A 16,386-nucleotide genomic window follows, 5' to 3' on the forward strand; every position below is an offset into this window, starting at 1 on the left:
AGCGCATCAGCCACTTTACGCAAGACGCAACAAAGACTGGCAGGTAACCTTCATTTCACAAGTGCAAAAAGCGGGTCTCCCAGACCTGTGTCGCCAACACATCGACCACAGAAAACATGGCAATTATCGAAACCAATATTTCGACCGGCAGTGAATCCTTCCAGACCAACCGTGGCGGCATGCTGGCATTGCTTGAGCGCGTACGTACACTGGAGGAGCGCACCCGGCGTACCTCATCGGCATCCAAGCCGCGCTTCGAAAAGCGGCACCAGCTGCTGCCGCGTGAACGGCTCGCCCTCCTGCTCGACCACGGTACGCCGTTTCTGGAGCTGGCGACGCTGGCCGGTTACGGCCTTGATGTCAACGATCCGGACCGCAGTGTCCCGGGCGGCGGCCTGATTGCGGGCATCGGCTACGTTTCCGGCGTGCGCTGCATGGTGTGCGCCTCCGATTCCGGCATCGATGCCGGAGCCCTGCAACCGCGCGGCCTGGACAAGCAGTTGCGGGTGCAGGAACTGGCGCTGGAAAACAAATTGCCTTATGTGCAGCTGGTGGAAAGCGCCGGCGCCAACCTGATGGCCTACCGGGTCGAAGATTTCGTGCGCGGTGGCAATTTATTCCGCAATCTTGCGCGCCTGTCCGCAGCTGGCTTGCCGGTGCTGACCGTGACACATGGTTCTTCCACCGCAGGAGGCGCTTACCAGACCGGCCTGTCGGACTACATCATCATGGTGCGCGGACGTTCGCGCGCCTTCCTGGCCGGGCCGCCCCTGCTCAAGGCGGCAACCGGCGAAATTGCAACCGAGGAAGAACTGGGCGGTGCCGAGATGCACACCAGCATTTCCGGTCTCGGTGACTACCTTGCGGAAGACGACCGCGATGCGCTGCGCATCGCGCGCGACATCATGAGCAAGCTGGAATGGAACCGGGGCGTCCCGCGTGAATCGGAACGCGTTGTCGCGTCGCCACGGTACGACAAGGAGGAACTTCTGGGCATCATGCCTATGGATCACAAGCGCCCGGTCGACATGAAAGAGGTGATCGCTCGCATCGTCGACGATTCCGACTTCCTGGAATTCGGCGCGCGATACGGTTCGGCCACGGTGTGCGGCCATGCGATGATCGACGGCTATCCGCTAGGCATCATCACAAATAACGGCCCGATCGACCCGGCCGGCGCCGCCAAGGCCACCCATTTCATTCAGGCTTGCTGCCAGGCGCAGGTGCCCATCCTTTACCTCAACAACACGACCGGTTTCATGGTGGGGCGTCACTACGAGGAAATCGGCAGCATCAAGCATGGCTCCAAGATGATCCAGGCAGTGACCAATGCCACCGTTCCGCAGATTACCATCTATTGCGGCGCATCCTTCGGTGCTGGCAACTACGGGATGTGCGGTCGCGGTTTTCATCCACGCTTCTGCTTCTCATGGCCCAACGCCAAGACCGCAGTGATGGGCGGCGAACAGGCCGCGCAGACCATGGCCATCGTTACCGAGGCCGCCATGAAGCGCAAGGGCGCCGAGGTCGACCATGAACAGCTGGGCAAGCTGCAGCGCAAGATCGTCGATAACTTCGACAGCCAGATGGATGTCTTCACGACGAGCGCGCTGTTGCTGGACGATGGCGTGATCGATCCACGCGACACCCGCGCGGTGCTGTCCTATGTGCTGTCGGTCTGCCGTGAGGCGCAAGTACGCCAGCCGCATGCAATGCAGTTCTCGGTGGCACGCCCGTAAGTCAGGCGAACATGATGACGGAGACCGATGTATGAAACTGACCCCCGAACATGAGGAAATGAGGCGCACCATCAAGCGCTTCATCGCCGAAGAGATCAACCCCTACATGGATGAGTGGGAAGAAGCAGAAATTTTCCCGGCCCACGAGGTATTCGGGAAGATGGGAAAGCTGGGCCTGCTCGGACTGAACAAGCCGGTTGAGTTTGGTGGCATGGGACTCGATCATTCGTTTGCGGCGGTGCTGGCGGAAACGCTGGGCGACGTCAATGGCGCTGCCGTGCCCATGGCCATCGGCGTCCAGACCGACATGGCGACGCCGGCGCTTGCCGAGCGCGCCTCCGACGCCCTGCGCCGGGAATTCCTCGCGCCTGCCATATCCGGCGAGATGGTGGCCTGCCTCGGCGTGTCGGAGGTCGGCAGCGGTTCCGACGTCGCCTCGATCAAGACCACCGCGCGCCGGGACGGCGATGATTACATCATCAATGGCGGCAAGATGTGGACCACCAACGGCACTCAGGCCGACTTTTGCGTGGTGCTCGCCAACACCTCCGACGGGCCGGCCCACAAGAACAAGTCATTGATTGTGGTGCCGATGAAGACCCCCGGCGTATCGGTGGCGAAGAAATTGCGCAAGATCGGCATGAATTCGTCCGATACCGCACAGCTTTACTTTGACGAGGTAAGGGTGCCGCAGCGTTACCGCATCGGCGAAGAAGGCATGGGCTTCATCTACCAGATGGAACAGTTCCAGATCGAACGCCTGTGGGGAGCGCTCAACGCCGGCGGCATGCTGCCGCGGGTGATCGACGACACCATCGACTATGCGCGCCAGCGCAAGGCCTTCGGCAAGTCCATCCTGGACAACCAGTGGGTGTACTTCAAGCTGGCCGAGCTCAAGACCGAGGTTGAATCGCTGCGCGCGCTCACGTGGCGTGGCGTCGAGATGGTCGTCAACGGCGAGAATGCGACGGAGGTCGCCTCGATGGCCAAGCTCAAGGCCGGGCGCCTGATGCGCGAGGTACCGGACGGCTGCCTGCAGTTCTGGGGCGGCATGGGCTATGTCTGGGAGAGCTCGGTCTCGCGTGCCTTCCGCGATGGTCGCCTGACCTCGATCGGCGGCGGCGCCGACGAAGTTATGCTGCAGATCATTTCCAAGTACATGGGTATCTTTCCGCGGTCCGAATAATTTGCACAATCCATCCTTCATCGCAAGTAAAGCCATGCAGACATCCACTCCGTTTCACAAGATCCTGATCGCCAACCGCGGTGAAATTGCCATGCGCGTCATGCGTACCGCACGCGTGCTGGGCTATCGCACGGTTGCCGTTTTTTCCACCGCCGACCGCAACGCCCGCCATGTGCGCGAGGCGGACCAGGCGGTCTGGATCGGCGAATCCCTGCCCGCCCAGTCTTACCTGAATATCCCGGCCATCATCGAGGCAGCCCGTCTCAGTGGCGCCGATGCGGTCCACCCCGGCTACGGCTTTCTCGCGGAAAACGAAGACTTTGCGCAAGCCTGCCACGATGCCGGCCTGGTGTTCATCGGACCCTCGCCGCAGGCCATCGTGGAGATGGGCAACAAGGCCGGCGCGAAGCGGCTGATGATGGATGCCGGCGTGCCATGCATCCCCGGCTATCAGGGCGCGGACCAGGGCGAAGGACGCCTGCATGAAGAGGCGCACCGGATCGGCTATCCGGTCATGATCAAGGCAACCGCTGGCGGCGGCGGGCGCGGCATGCGCCTGGTCACATCCCATGACGCCTTTCTGGACGCTCTACGAAGCGCCAAGTCGGAAGCGCAGAGTGCGTTCGGCAATCCCGAGGTCATCCTGGAGCGAGCCATTGTCGAACCGCGCCATATCGAAATACAAGTGTTTGCTGACCGCCATGGCAATGCGATTCATCTTGGCGAGCGTGACTGCTCGGTGCAGAGGCGCCATCAGAAAGTGGTGGAAGAGGCGCCATCGCCCGCCGTCAATGCCGAGCTGCGGCAGCGGATGGGAGAGACCGCAGTGGCCGCCGTACGTGCGATCCGGTATGAAGGGGCGGGCACGCTGGAATTCCTGCTCGATGCCGACGGCAATTTCTATTTCATGGAAATGAACACCCGGCTGCAGGTCGAGCATCCGGTCACCGAGGCGATCACTGGCCTCGATCTGGTCGAGCTGCAACTACGTGTTGCCGCCGGCGAGCCGCTGCCAATCCGGCAGGAGGACGTGCGCTGGGAAGGCCACGCAATCGAGGTGCGTTTGTGCGCCGAAGATGCGTACCAGGGTTTCATGCCGCAAAGCGGCACCGTGGTGCAATGGCAGATGCCGGACACCATCCGCGTCGAGGATGCACTAGAAGCAGGCGCCGAAATACCGCCGTATTACGATTCCATGATCGCCAAGCTGATTGCCTATGGTCGCAATCGCGACGAGGCGCGGCGCAAACTGCATGCCGCGCTGCAGGACGCGGTGGCTCTGGGCGTGCGCACCAACCAGGAATTCCTTGCACGCTGCCTTGCGCATCCGGTTTTCGCTGCTGGCGATGCCACTACCGGCTTCATCGGCCGGCATGGCGAGGCACTGTTGCAGATCGATGAAGCAAACACGCTGCGTGCGCATGCGCTTGCTGCCGCCATGCTTTACCAGACCGACTCTCCCGGCGCTGGAAAGGGCAACGGGGTGGACATCGCCCATCGCCTGCCGATTGCGTTCTACATGGAGGTCGACGGAAAGCAATGCGTGGCCACTCTCGTCAACTGCGGCGGCGGACGCTTCAGCGTGACCGTCGGTGAGCAGAAGCAGGAACTGCAGATAATCGGACAGCAGGCGGGGCTGGTACGGTTTTCCTGCGGCGGACTGATCGAAAGCGCCGCATTCACGCGCGACGGCGGTGTGCTGCACCTGCAGTTCCGCGGCGCTGCCTACCGTATTGTCGACCTGACCCATGCTGCCCAGACTCAGGGCGAAGATGCCAGCGACGGACGCATCCGCGCCGCGATGAACGGGCGCGTGGTGGCGGTCCATGTTGCCATCGGGGATATGGTAAAGGCGGGGCAGCCGGTGTTGACCTTGGACGCGATGAAGATGGAGCATGTCCACACCGCACCTGTAGCCGGCCGCGTGAAGTCGATGTCCGCCGTCATGGGCGACCAGGTTGCCGTGCATCGCGTCATCGCCGAGATCGAATCTGCAGAGGTCGCGCGGGCGGCATGATGCAGGCGCGACCTGTTGCAGGCGCAGCCTTTTGTCGCCCCGGACCTCCAACTTTCACGAGAACACCATGAGCGACCCTGTCCTCCACGAAAAGAAATCCTCCGCCTTCTGGATCACCATCAACCGGCCTGACAAGCGCAATGCCATCAACCAAGAGGTCATCGACGGCATACGTGAAGGCTACCGCCTGGCCCACGCCGACCCCGAGGTGCGCGCCATTGTGCTGACCGCTGCCGGCGAAAAAGCATTCTGCGCCGGAGGCGACCTGCAGCCGGGCAAAGGCTTCGCGTTCGACTATGCGACTCCGAACATCGCCTATGCCGACCTGCTGCGCCAGGCGCAGGACGCAACCCTTCCCAGCATCGCCCGCATCAACGGGACCTGCATGGCCGGCGGCATGGGCCTGCTCTGTATGGCCGACATGGCAGTGGCTGCGGACCATGTACTGTTTGGATTGCCCGAAGTCAAGGTCGGCGTATTCCCGATGCAGGTGCTGAGCCTGCTGCAGAATCTGGTGCCGCAGCGCGTCCTGCGGGAGTGGTGCATCACCGGCGAGCCCTTCGACGCACGCACTGCGCAAGCGCACGGACTGCTGAATTACGTCGTGCCGGCGGCGGAACTGGACGAAAAAACACACTGGCTATTAAACCGCCTGACCGACAAGTCGCCGACCGCCATCCGGCGCGGCAAGTACGCAATGCATGCGATGGCATCGATGTCCTTTGAACAGGGCATCGCCTATACCGAAAGCCAGATCGCCCTGCTCGCGCTGACCGAGGACGCAAAGGAAGGCCTGGCCGCCTTCAACGAAAAGCGCAAGCCGGTCTGGACCGGACGCTGAACACAAGGAGAAGGGCATATGCAAGCAAACGGTAAAGTGGTCCGCATCGGTGGCGCATCGGGCTTCTGGGGCGACAGCTCGGTGGCCGCCGCGCAACTGGTCAACGGATTGGCAGGCGGAGCGCGCATCGACTACCTTGTGTTCGATTACCTGGCCGAACTCACGATGGCTATCCTTGCCTCGGCCCGTGGCAAGAAGCCCGAACTCGGTTATGCCACCGACTTCGTCGAGGTTGCCATGAAAAGTGTGCTGCCCGAGCTTGGCCGGCATGGCATCAAGGTGGTCAGCAACGCTGGCGGCATCAATCCACGCGGTTGCGCCGATGCGCTCGCCAGGCTGGCTGATGAAATGGGCGTGCAGCTTAAGATCGCGGTGGTCGAGGGCGACGATGTCAGCGGCCGCATTCCCGCACTGCGCGAAGCCGGGCTCAAGGACATGTTCACCGGCGAGCCTTTACCGGAACGCATCCTCAGTGCCAATGCCTATCTTGGCGCTCTGCCGGTCGCCCAGGCGCTTGCCGCCGGCGCGGATGTCGTGATTACCGGGCGCTGCGTCGACAGCGCGGTCACGCTCGGTCCGTTGATGCATGAATTCGGCTGGAGCGCCGGCGACCATGATCTTCTCGCAGCTGGCAGCCTCGCCGGCCACATCATCGAATGCGGCTGCCAGGCAACCGGCGGCCTGCACACCGACTGGGAGAATGTTCCCGACTGGGCCAACATCGGCTACCCGGTGATCGAATGTCATGCCGACGGCAGCTTTTTCGTCACCAAGCCGGACGACACCGGTGGCCGCGTGCTGGCCCCTGCAGTGGCGGAACAGATGCTGTACGAGATCGGCGATCCGGGCGCGTACGTGCTGCCCGACGTGGTGTGCGACTTCCGCGAAGTCAGGATAATTCAGGAAGGCGAAAACCGGGTGCGGGTGGCGGGTGCGCGCGGCAAGCCGCCGACCGATTCCTACAAGGTGTCGGCCACCTACATGGATGGCTACCGCTGCGCCGGCACGCTGGTGATCATCGGCATCGGCGCCGCCGGCAAGGCCCGCCGCACCGGTGAAGCCATCCTGGAGCGCACGCGCGGTATTTTCAAAAAACTTGGGCTGCCGGATTACAGCGCATCGCACGTCGAAATCATCGGTGCAGAGACATCCTACGGCCCGCACGCCCGCACCGGCGCATCGCGCGAGGTGATGATGCGGGTAGCCGTCAACCACGTATCGAAGCAGGCGCTGGAAATCTTCGCGCGTGAAATCGCACCGGCCGGCACCTCCTGGTCGCCAGGCACCACCGGCCCGGCGCTCGCCCGGCCATCGGCGTCGCCGCTGATCAAGCAGTTTGCTTTCACGTTGCCGAAACGCGAGGTCAGGATCAGCGTCGCCATGGGCAGCGAGAGTACAACTGTGGAAGTGCCCGTGGCGGGCGCGCCGATTGCGCCCACGGCACCTGACACCGTCGACGCATCGGCATCTGTAGCAGCCAGCGGCACGCGCTCGGTTCCGCTGGTGCGCCTGGCCTGGGCGCGCAGCGGCGACAAGGGCAATATCTCCAACATCGGTGTGATTGCGCGCAAGCCGGAATACCTGCCGCTGATCCAGAGCCAGCTGACGCCGCAGGCGGTAAAACAATATTTCGCCCACATGGTGCGCGGCGAGGTGATGCGCTATGCGCTGCCCGGCATCCATGCCTGCAACTTCCTGCTGCATGACGCGCTCGATGGCGGCGGGACGGCATCGATGCGAATGGACCCGCTCGGCAAGGGCATGGCGCAGATGCTGCTCGACATGCCGGTCGCTGTGCCGGACGCGCTCGCACGCGAACTGGAAGCATAAGATGGGTACACTCAAGGACAAGACCCTGTTCATCACCGGCGCCAGCCGTGGCATCGGCAAGGCGATCGCACTGCGCGCCGCACGTGATGGCGCGAGGATTGTGGTTGCGGCCAAGACAGCCGAACCTGATCCGCGCCTGCCCGGCACCATCTTCAGCGCTGCCGAAGAAATCGAGCAGGCTGGCGGACAAGCGCTGCCGGTGGTAGTCGACGTGCGGGACGAAGAGCAGGTCAGGGCAGCGGTGGACAAGGCGGTGCAACGCTTCGGCAGCATCGACATCCTGGTCAACAATGCCAGCGCCATCAGCATCACCGGTACCGAGGAAACTTCCTTGAAGCGCTACGACCTGATGATGGACATCAACATGCGCGGCACGTTCGCCTGCACCCAGGCCTGCCTCCCATACCTGAAACAGGCAGCCAATCCGCATGTACTGGTGCTGTCGCCGCCAATCGACCTCGACCCCAAGTGGCTGGGACCGCATCCCGCCTACACCGCATCCAAGTACGGAATGAGCATGCTGGCACTGGGCATGGCTGAGGAATTTCGTAGATTCGGCATTGCGGTCAATGGTCTCTGGCCGCGCACCATCATCGCGACCGCCGCTCTCAACGTTGCCCGACAGGGCGCTGCCGAACAGGGACGGATACCGGACATCATGGCCGATGCCGCCTACCGGATTCTGACTTCCGACAGCAAGCAGTGCAGCGGCAGGCTGTATCTCGATGAACAGGTACTGCGCGAGGCCGGCCTCAGCGACTTTGACGCGTACAGCGTAAGTCCCGGTGACGCGCCGCAAATCGACCTGTTCGTCACACCTTGAGGGAGGCAGCGTGCCCTTACCGCATCCGGAGGAAGAACGCGAGCCCATCCATACGCGCACCATCGCTATCCAGGCCTACCGCCGCGCAGACGGCCTGTACGATGTCGAGGGCCAGCTACAGGACATGCGCGCGCATGACATTACGCTACCGCGCGGCCCGCTACCGGCCGGCGAACCAATACACGACATGCGGCTGCGGCTGACCGTGGACGCAGGCGCCACCATCGTTGCCGTTGCCGCCAGCACCGCCGCCGCGCCCTTTGGCCGCAGTTGCGCCACCATCACCCCGAAGTATGAAGAACTGGTCGGCCTGCGCGTAGGGCCAGGATTCCGCTCGGCGGTGCGCCGGCTGCTGGCCGGCGTGAGTGGATGCACGCATCTGACCGAGTTGCTGCTGACCATGGGTACCGGCGTCATCCAGGCGCTCGTGGGACAAGTCCCGCGGCAGGAAGACGTCAAGCCGTTCAGCCTGGACGGCTGCCACGCGCTCGACACCAGCGGTCCGATCGTCGCACAGTTTCATCCACGCTGGTACCGTCCACGGACGGAGACCAACGGCCAAAACAGCAATGACGGCTCACGCCAAATACTGAATGAGGAAACATGAGCGCCTATCCGCATCTGCTTGCACCGCTGGACCTCGGCTTTTGCACTTTGCCGAATCGGGTCCTCATGGGTTCCATGCATACCGGCCTGGAAGAGCATCCCGACGGTTTCGCGCGCATGGCGGCCTTCTATGCCGAACGTGCCGCCGGCGGCGTCGGCCTGATCGTCACGGGTGGCCTGTCGCCGAATGCCGAAGGCAACATGTGGCAAGGCATGCGCAAGTTCGAGACCGAAGAGGATGCAGCGCCGCATCGCGAGATCACTGAAGCCGTGCACGCGGCGGGTGGGCGCATCGCGATGCAATTGCTGCATGCCGGACGCTATGCACATCATGGACAAGGCGTGGCCCCGTCCGCGCTGCGCTCACCGATCTCAAAGGCGACGCCGCGCGAAATGAGCGAGGACGACATCGAGCGTACACTCGACGATTACGCGCGTGCTGCATGGCTGGCACGCTCCGTCGGTTACGACGGCGTCGAAGTGATGGGATCGGAAGGCTACCTGATCAACCAGTTCCTGGTGCCGCGGGCCAACCAGCGCAGTGATCGCTGGGGTGGCTCTTTGGAAAACCGTATCCGTTTCGCAGTCGAAAGCGTGCGGCGGGCACGCCAGGCGGCCGGTAAGGATTTCATCCTGATCTATCGCCTGTCCTTGCTCGACCTCGTCGAAGGCGGCAGCACCTGGGACGAAATCGCCGCGCTTGCCGTGGCAATCGAGCACGCGGGTGCGACCATCATCAACAGCGGTGTGGGCTGGCACGAGGCGCGCATCCCGACTATCGCCACCATGGTTCCGCGCGCAGCCTTCATCGACCTGACTGCGCGCATCAAGTCCGTGCTGTCGATACCGGTTGTCGCGAGCAATCGCATCAATGACCCGGCAGTTGCCGAGCACATCCTGGCCCAAGGCACAGCCGATATGGTGTCGATGGCGCGCCCCTTTCTTGCCGATGCGCATTTTGTGCGCAAGGCGGCCGAGGGCAGGGCGGAAGAGATCAATACCTGCATTGCCTGCAACCAAGCTTGTCTCGACAATATTTTCAGCGGCAGGCTGACGACCTGCATGGTCAACCCCCGCGCCTGCCATGAGACGGAATTGCAAATACGGCCAGCACCCGCCCGTCGCCGCGTCGCCGTCGTCGGCGCGGGGCCGGCAGGGCTGGCATGTGCGGTCACGGCCGCCGAATGCGGACACCGGGTGACCTTGTTCGAAGCCGGGCCGGACATCGGCGGACAGTTCAACTACGCGCGCAAGATACCCGGCAAGGAAGAATTTGGCGAAACCCTGCGCTATTACCGCCGCCGACTGCAGGTGCTGGATGTAGAGCTGCGCCTGAACCAGCGGGTAACAGCCGCTCAACTGCAACGGGGAGAGTTCGACGAGGTGGTCATCGCCACCGGCGTGACGCCACGCAACCCGGCGATTCCCGGCATCGAACATGCGACCGTCGCCAGCTACATCGACATCATCGAAGGCCGGCGCACGCCGGGCGCGAGGGTGGCGATCATCGGCGCAGGAGGCATTGGCTTCGACGTGGCCGAACTGCTCACGCACCAGGATGACGACAGCGAACCGGTGCAGCGATTTCACCAGGAATGGGGCGTCGAGGCGGACGTGAAAAATCGGGGCGGACTGCAGGCCCCGGAGGAAGAACGCTCGTCGCGCCAGGTGTGGCTGCTGCAGCGAAAGGACGAGCGGGTCGGCGAGCGATTGGCCAAGACCACGGGCTGGATACGGCGCACCCTGCTGGCCCGGCGCAATGTCGCCATGCTGGCCGGGGTCGAGTATGAGCGCATCGACGATGCGGGACTGCACATCCGTGTGCGCGGCGAGCCGCGCGTGCTGGAAGTCGACACCATCGTGGTATGCGCCGGGCAGGAGCCGCTGGCGGACCTGCATGCAGCCCTGCGTCAGCATGGATTGGCAACGCATCTGATCGGCGGTGCGCGGGTCGCGGCGGAACTGGATGCGGTACGTGCCATCGCGGAAGGCACGCGCGTGGCGATGGAACTGAATTAGCGAGAGGGTAGCCATGGAATTCACGACAATCCGGATCCGGCAGGATGGCCCGCTTGCCTACCTGGAGCTGAACCGCCCGGACAAGGCCAATGCCATCGATGACCGCATGTGGCAGGAACTGCGCGCCGCCATGCAATGGGTGGACCGCACCGAGGCGGTGCGCGTCGCTATCCTGTCCGGCGCGGGCCGTCATTTCTGCGCCGGCATCGACCTGTCCATGCTGGAGGCGCTGCAACGCTTTGCCGCAGTCGAATGCCGTGGACGAGGTGCCGAGCAGGTGCGTCTGATGATTCTGGACCTGCAAGACGCGGTCACCGCCATCGAGCGTTGCCGCAAGCCGGTGATTGCGCGCATCCACGGCGCATGTGTCGGCGGTGGCATCGATATTGCCAGCGCCTGTGACCTGCGCTACTGCAGCGCCGATGCCTACTTTTCCGTGAAGGAGGTCGACGTCGGCCTCACTGCCGACGTTGGTACGCTGCAGCGCTTGCCCAAGCTCATCGGTGAAGGCATGGCGCGCGAACTGTCCTATACCGCACGCCGTGTCGCAGCCACCGAAGCACAGGAAATCCGACTGGTCAACCGCGCCTACGATTCGATCGACGCGCTGGTGCAGGGCGTCGACGACACTGCGCGCAGCATCGCAGCGAAGTCACCGCTGGCGGTGCGCGGAACCAAGGAAATGATCACCTATGTGCGCGACCATTCCGTTGAGGATGGCCTGAACTACATTGCCACCTGGAATGCGGGGATGCTGCTGTCTGCGGATCTCGAAGAGGCGCTGGCGGCGCAGCGCGAGCAGCGCCGGCCCGTCTACCGAGATTAAAGTCTGGTCAGCACGAGCGCCAGTTCGGTTCCCGGCCCGACGGGTGAACGAGGATAGGGCGGCTTCGGCCAGTCCCAGCGGGATGCCGGAAACAGGGAACGCATCGCGTTGATGTCGCAATGGTAAGGCGGCCCCTTGATGAAGCCGTGCGCCGATCCTTCCGACGGCACCTGCGCCACCAGCATCATCAGGCTGCCGCCCGGTCGTAGCCAGGCATGGAGTTGTTCTGCATAACGCTGCCAATGATCGGGATGTAGCGCGCACAGGCAAGTCTGTTCATAGACAGCGTCGACCGGCATCGGCGGCTTCCACGCGAGCACGTCGGCCACGCACAATTGCGCGTCGAGCTGATTGGCAGTGAGAAGCGCGCGGCATGCATCGATCGCTGCAGGCGCATAGTCGAGCCCCGTCACCCGGATGCCGGCCCTTGCCATGGCGGCAACTTCCCATCCCTGCCCACAGCCGGGGACGATGACCCGTTGCTCTGCCGTGATACAGCCGGCATCGATCCAGCACTGCAGTTGCGGATTCGGGCCGCCCCGGTCCCACGGCATGCTGCCCGAGGAAAAACGTGCTTCCCAGAAATCGCGAGTGGGACCTGCCATTGCTTTCTCCCTTGTTGTTTTCGCTACCATGATGCCGCGCCCGTCATCGGCCGTCTTGTGCCAGCCTGCCACGCCGCCCTTTTCCGCGCTGCGATGAGCCCGGTCCTTGCGTTAACCTGCTGAATTCACGGTCCCCGGCTGGAACTCGCCTACACTTTCTGCATGGCGCCAGCCCATGCAGCGGCGCCCCTGCACAGGAGACCCGGGTGAACGCAATCGCAAGTGACGACATGACTGAGGGTCGGGACCAGGACTTCGATGCTGCCCGCCTGCAGCAATACCTGGAAGCGCACGTGGAAGGCTTTGCCGGCCCGCTACAGACGCGGCGTTTCTCCGACGGCCAGTCCAACCCGACCTACCTGCTGGAGACGCCCGGGCAGCGCTACGTGTTGCGCAAGAAGCCGTCCGGGGTGCTGCTTCCGTCCGCCCATGCGGTGGAGCGTGAATACCGGGTCATCACCGCCTTGCACGGCAGCGAGGTACCCGTTGCGCGCACCTATTGCCTGTGCACTGACAGTGCGATCATCGGCACGCCGTTCTACGTGATGGAGTTCGTTGCCGGAAGGGTACTGTGGGACCCCACGCTACCCGGCATACAGCCTCCCGAACGCGCCGCGATCTACGACGACATGAACCGTGTCGTCGCCGCGCTGCACGGCATCGACCCGGCCGCCGCCGGGCTCGGCGACTTCGGTCGTCCCGGCAATTACTTTGAACGCCAGATCGCGCGCTGGACCAAACAGTACCAGGCCTCGGAAACGGAAACCATCGTGGCCATGGATGCCTTGATCGCGTGGCTCCCCGAGCACATTCCAGCCGCCGACGAGAACGCCATCGTGCACGGCGACCTGCGCCTCGACAACCTGATATTTCATCCGACCGAACCGCGCATCGTCGCCGTTCTCGACTGGGAACTGTCGACGCTGGGCCATCCGCTTGCCGACTTCGCCTATCACGCACTCACATGGCGCCTGTCCGCGGAGGAGTTTCGCGGCATGCGCGGCGCGGATCTGGCAGCGCTCGGGATACCGGACGAGCAAACCTACCTCGACCAGTATTGCCGGCGCACCGGCCGTGGCTCGATTTCCCGTGAGGAATGGGATTTTTATCTTGCCTACAGCATGTTTCGCCTTGCCGCGATCCTGCAGGGCATCGTCAAGCGGGCACTCGACGGCAATGCGTCAAGCGCCGATGCCCTGGAGACCGGTCGCAAGGCCCGGCCGATCGCGGAAGCCGGCTGGCGGCAGGCAACGGCAGTGCGCAATCGCTGACACAACTATTTCACTGAAAGGCTCATATGGATCTGCTCACGCCGTCCCCCAAAGTCCAGGAACTGCAAGCGCGCCTGAATGCGTTCATGGATGAACATGTCTATCCGAACGAAGACCGCTACTACAAGGAATCGAACACCGAGGGCCCATGGGGCGTGCAGCCGGTGGTGGAGGAACTGAAGGCGCTTGCACGCGAACAAGGCCTGTGGAACCTGTTCCTGCCGGAGTCGGAGCACGGCGCCGGCCTGACCAATCTTGGGTACGCGCCACTGTGCGAGATCATGGGGCGATCGCACCTGGCGCCGGAAGTCTTCAACTGTTCTGCGCCCGACACCGGCAACATGGAAGTGCTGGCCCGTTACGGGACTGAGGAACACAAGCGTCAGTGGCTGCAGCCGCTGCTGGAAGGGCGCATCCGATCCGCATTCGCAATGACCGAACCGGCAGTGGCATCCAGCGACGCCACCAATATCCAGGCCTCGATTCAAAAGGACGGCGATGAATACGTGATTAACGGTCGCAAGTGGTTCACCACCGGCGCCACCGACCCCCGCTGCAAGATCATGATCTTCATGGGCAAGACCGATCCCGACCATCCGGAGAAGCACAAGCAGCAATCCATGATCCTGGTGCCGCTGGACACGCCGGGCGTCAACGTGATCCGTCCGCTGCCAGTATTCGGCTTCTATGGCGTGCCGGACCGCGCCGCCGAAGTCGTTTTCGAGAATGTGCGTGTGCCGGCATCCAATCTCCTGCTCGGTGAAGGTCGGGGCTTCGAGATCGCGCAGGGTCGCCTTGGGCCGGGCCGCATCCATCACTGCATGCGCCTGGTCGGCCTGTCCGAACGTGCGCTGGAAAAAATGTGTCGGCGCACCCAGGAGCGGGTCGCCTTTGGCATGCCGGTCGCCGAGCAGACGGTCACGCTGGAGCGCATTGCCGAGTCGCGCATCATGATCGACCAGTGTCGGCTGCTGACGCTTCATGCGGCACACATGATGGATACCGTCGGCAACAAGGTCGCCAGGGCGCAGATTGCAATGATCAAGGTGGCAGCGCCAAACATGGCTTGCCAGGTGATCGACTGGGCGATCCAGGCCTTCGGCGGCGCCGGTGTCACGAATGATTTCGGGCTCGCCGCGGCCTACGCAACGGCCCGCCTGCTGCGCATTGCCGACGGTCCCGACGAAGTCCACCGCAATCAGATCGGCAAGCTGGAGCTGCGCAAATACCGATGAAAGCAGGTTGACGCAAGACCGTTTGCCGTGATCGCTTTAACATTCAATTGCCCTAGTCCACCATGACCATGCCATGACCGACAACCTCTTGCTTTCTGCCACCCGCAACACGCACTATTACACTCCGGACCATGAACAGTTCCGCGACATGGTACGCAATTTTGTTGCCCATGAAATCGCGCCTTTCGTCAATGAGTGGGATGAGGCGGGCAGCTTCCCGCGCGAACTGTATCGCAAGGCGGCTGAAGTTGGCTTGCTGGGTATCGGCTATCCGGAACAGTATGGCGGCACGCCCGCCGACGTGTTTTACCAGATAATCGTAGGCGAGGAAGTGGCGCGCGCCGGTTGTGGCGGTGTCAGCGCCTCCCTGTTCTCGCATACCATCGGCACCCCGCCGGTGCTGCACGCCGGCTCGGAGGAACTGAAAGCGCGGATGCTCCCCGGGGTGCTGGCCGGCCAGAAGATTTCGGCGCTGGCCATCACCGAACCTGGTGGCGGTTCCGACGTTGCGGGCCTTCGCACGACTGCAGTGCTGGACGGTGACCACTATATCGTCAATGGCGAAAAAACTTTCATCACTTCCGGCATCCGTGCCGATTACATTACCATTGCGGTGCGCACCAACCCCGACGTCAAGGGCGCCGGCGGCGTCTCGCTGCTACTGGTCGAGGGCGGCACGCCGGGTATCACCCGTACCCCGCTAGACAAGATGGGCTGGTGGGCGTCCGACACCGCGCATCTGCACTTCGAGAACTGCCGTGTCCCGGCGGCAAACCTCCTTGGTGTAGAAAACGAAGGCTTCCGCATTGTCATGCGCAACTTTAATTCCGAACGCCTGTTCATGGCCGCCGGCGCCTACGGCTTCGCGCAGGTCTGCTATGCCGATGCGCTGGACTGGGCGCGCCAGCGCAAGACATTTGGCCTGCCTATCGTCGAACGCCAGGTGATCCGCCACAAGCTGGTGGACATGAGCATGAAAATCGAATCAGTGCGCTGCATGCTGGAGGACCTTGCATGGCGGGTCGAGCACAAAATCGGCGACCCGCGCCTTCTGGTAGCGCAGACCGCGATGCTGAAGAACCTGGCAATGCAGACCATGCAGTTCTGCGCGGATGAAGCGGTGCAGATCCTCGGCGGAATGGGATACATGCGCGGGACACGTCCGGAACGCATCTATCGTGAGGTAAAGGTGAACATGATCGGTGGCGGCTCGGTCGAGATCATGAAGGATCTCGCGGCAAAGCAGCTCGGGCTCTAGCAGTGACCGTATCCCGGAATTAGTACCGGGCTAACGCAGAAAATTTCGGCTCCGTTGTGGGTGCAGACAAGGCGCTATTCCTTGCCAGACGGGCGAATTCGGCCGGTGTTGCCCACTGCAATGCAGAGTG

At 63.1% G+C, this 16,386-nt stretch carries 13 protein-coding genes; 12 read left to right on the forward strand and 1 reads right to left on the reverse strand.

The features are described from left to right. The first annotated feature begins 116 nt into the window (after positions 1–116). From ACFQUU_RS23720 to ACFQUU_RS23760, 9 genes are all read left to right on the forward strand, one after another. A complete protein-coding gene (locus ACFQUU_RS23720; protein WP_382250592.1) occupies positions 117–1,739 on the forward strand; it encodes an acyl-CoA carboxylase subunit beta in 1,623 nt (540 codons plus the stop codon). A 31-nt stretch (positions 1,740–1,770) separates the two neighbouring features. Further along, on the forward strand, positions 1,771–2,925 hold the full coding sequence (locus ACFQUU_RS23725; protein WP_382250593.1) for an acyl-CoA dehydrogenase family protein: 1,155 nt from the start codon (positions 1,771–1,773) through the stop codon (positions 2,923–2,925). 34 nt (positions 2,926–2,959) lie between these two features. After that, positions 2,960–4,942, forward strand: coding sequence for an acetyl-CoA carboxylase biotin carboxylase subunit (locus tag ACFQUU_RS23730; protein WP_382250594.1), 1,983 nt, complete (start codon positions 2,960–2,962; stop codon positions 4,940–4,942). A gap of 67 nt (positions 4,943–5,009) precedes the next feature. After that, the gene (locus ACFQUU_RS23735; RefSeq protein ID WP_382250595.1) at positions 5,010–5,783 is read left to right on the forward strand and encodes an enoyl-CoA hydratase/isomerase family protein; all 774 of its coding nucleotides are present in this window, start codon (positions 5,010–5,012) and stop codon (positions 5,781–5,783) included. 18 nt (positions 5,784–5,801) lie between these two features. Beyond that, positions 5,802–7,613 (forward strand): acyclic terpene utilization AtuA family protein, encoded by a 1,812-nt coding sequence (locus ACFQUU_RS23740; protein WP_382250596.1) that lies wholly within the window; start codon positions 5,802–5,804, stop codon positions 7,611–7,613. A 1-nt stretch (position 7,614) separates the two neighbouring features. Next, a complete protein-coding gene (locus ACFQUU_RS23745) occupies positions 7,615–8,436 on the forward strand; it encodes an SDR family oxidoreductase (protein WP_382250597.1) in 822 nt (273 codons plus the stop codon). 10 nt (positions 8,437–8,446) lie between these two features. Then, positions 8,447–9,043 (forward strand): DUF2889 domain-containing protein, encoded by a 597-nt coding sequence (locus tag ACFQUU_RS23750; RefSeq protein WP_382250598.1) that lies wholly within the window; start codon positions 8,447–8,449, stop codon positions 9,041–9,043. Beyond that, the gene (locus ACFQUU_RS23755; RefSeq protein ID WP_382250599.1) at positions 9,040–11,061 is read left to right on the forward strand and encodes an FAD-dependent oxidoreductase; all 2,022 of its coding nucleotides are present in this window, start codon (positions 9,040–9,042) and stop codon (positions 11,059–11,061) included. Before ACFQUU_RS23750 ends, ACFQUU_RS23755 begins: the two co-directional genes overlap by 4 nt. Before the next feature lie 13 nt (positions 11,062–11,074). After that, complete coding sequence (locus ACFQUU_RS23760; protein WP_382250600.1) at positions 11,075–11,887, forward strand: crotonase/enoyl-CoA hydratase family protein; 813 nt, start codon at positions 11,075–11,077, stop codon at positions 11,885–11,887. Here the strand turns inward: ACFQUU_RS23760 and ACFQUU_RS23765 are convergent. Beyond that, a complete protein-coding gene (locus ACFQUU_RS23765; RefSeq protein ID WP_382250601.1) occupies positions 11,884–12,492 on the reverse strand; it encodes a methyltransferase domain-containing protein in 609 nt (202 codons plus the stop codon). The two genes, ACFQUU_RS23760 and ACFQUU_RS23765, sit on opposite strands and share 4 nt — an antisense overlap. Positions 12,493–12,722: 230 nt before the next feature. Between ACFQUU_RS23765 and ACFQUU_RS23770 the strand changes: the two genes are divergently transcribed. The 3 genes from ACFQUU_RS23770 to ACFQUU_RS23780 all read left to right on the forward strand — a co-directional run bounded on the left by ACFQUU_RS23770 (position 12,723) and on the right by ACFQUU_RS23780 (position 16,256). Next, complete coding sequence (locus tag ACFQUU_RS23770; protein ID WP_382250606.1) at positions 12,723–13,763, forward strand: phosphotransferase; 1,041 nt, start codon at positions 12,723–12,725, stop codon at positions 13,761–13,763. Between the two features lie 26 nt (positions 13,764–13,789). Continuing rightward, positions 13,790–14,998: an acyl-CoA dehydrogenase family protein gene (locus ACFQUU_RS23775; RefSeq protein ID WP_382250602.1), complete on the forward strand. Its 1,209-nt coding sequence runs from the start codon at positions 13,790–13,792 to the stop codon at positions 14,996–14,998. 73 nt (positions 14,999–15,071) lie between these two features. Further along, positions 15,072–16,256 carry an acyl-CoA dehydrogenase family protein gene (locus tag ACFQUU_RS23780; protein WP_382250603.1) on the forward strand — a complete coding sequence of 395 codons (1,185 nt, stop codon included), beginning with the start codon at positions 15,072–15,074 and terminating at the stop codon, positions 16,254–16,256. Positions 16,257–16,386: the final 130 nt, after the last annotated feature.

The sequence above is a fragment of the Herbaspirillum sp. GCM10030257 genome (genome assembly GCF_042666555.1).
GTDB lineage: Bacteria > Pseudomonadota > Gammaproteobacteria > Burkholderiales > Burkholderiaceae_D > Noviherbaspirillum.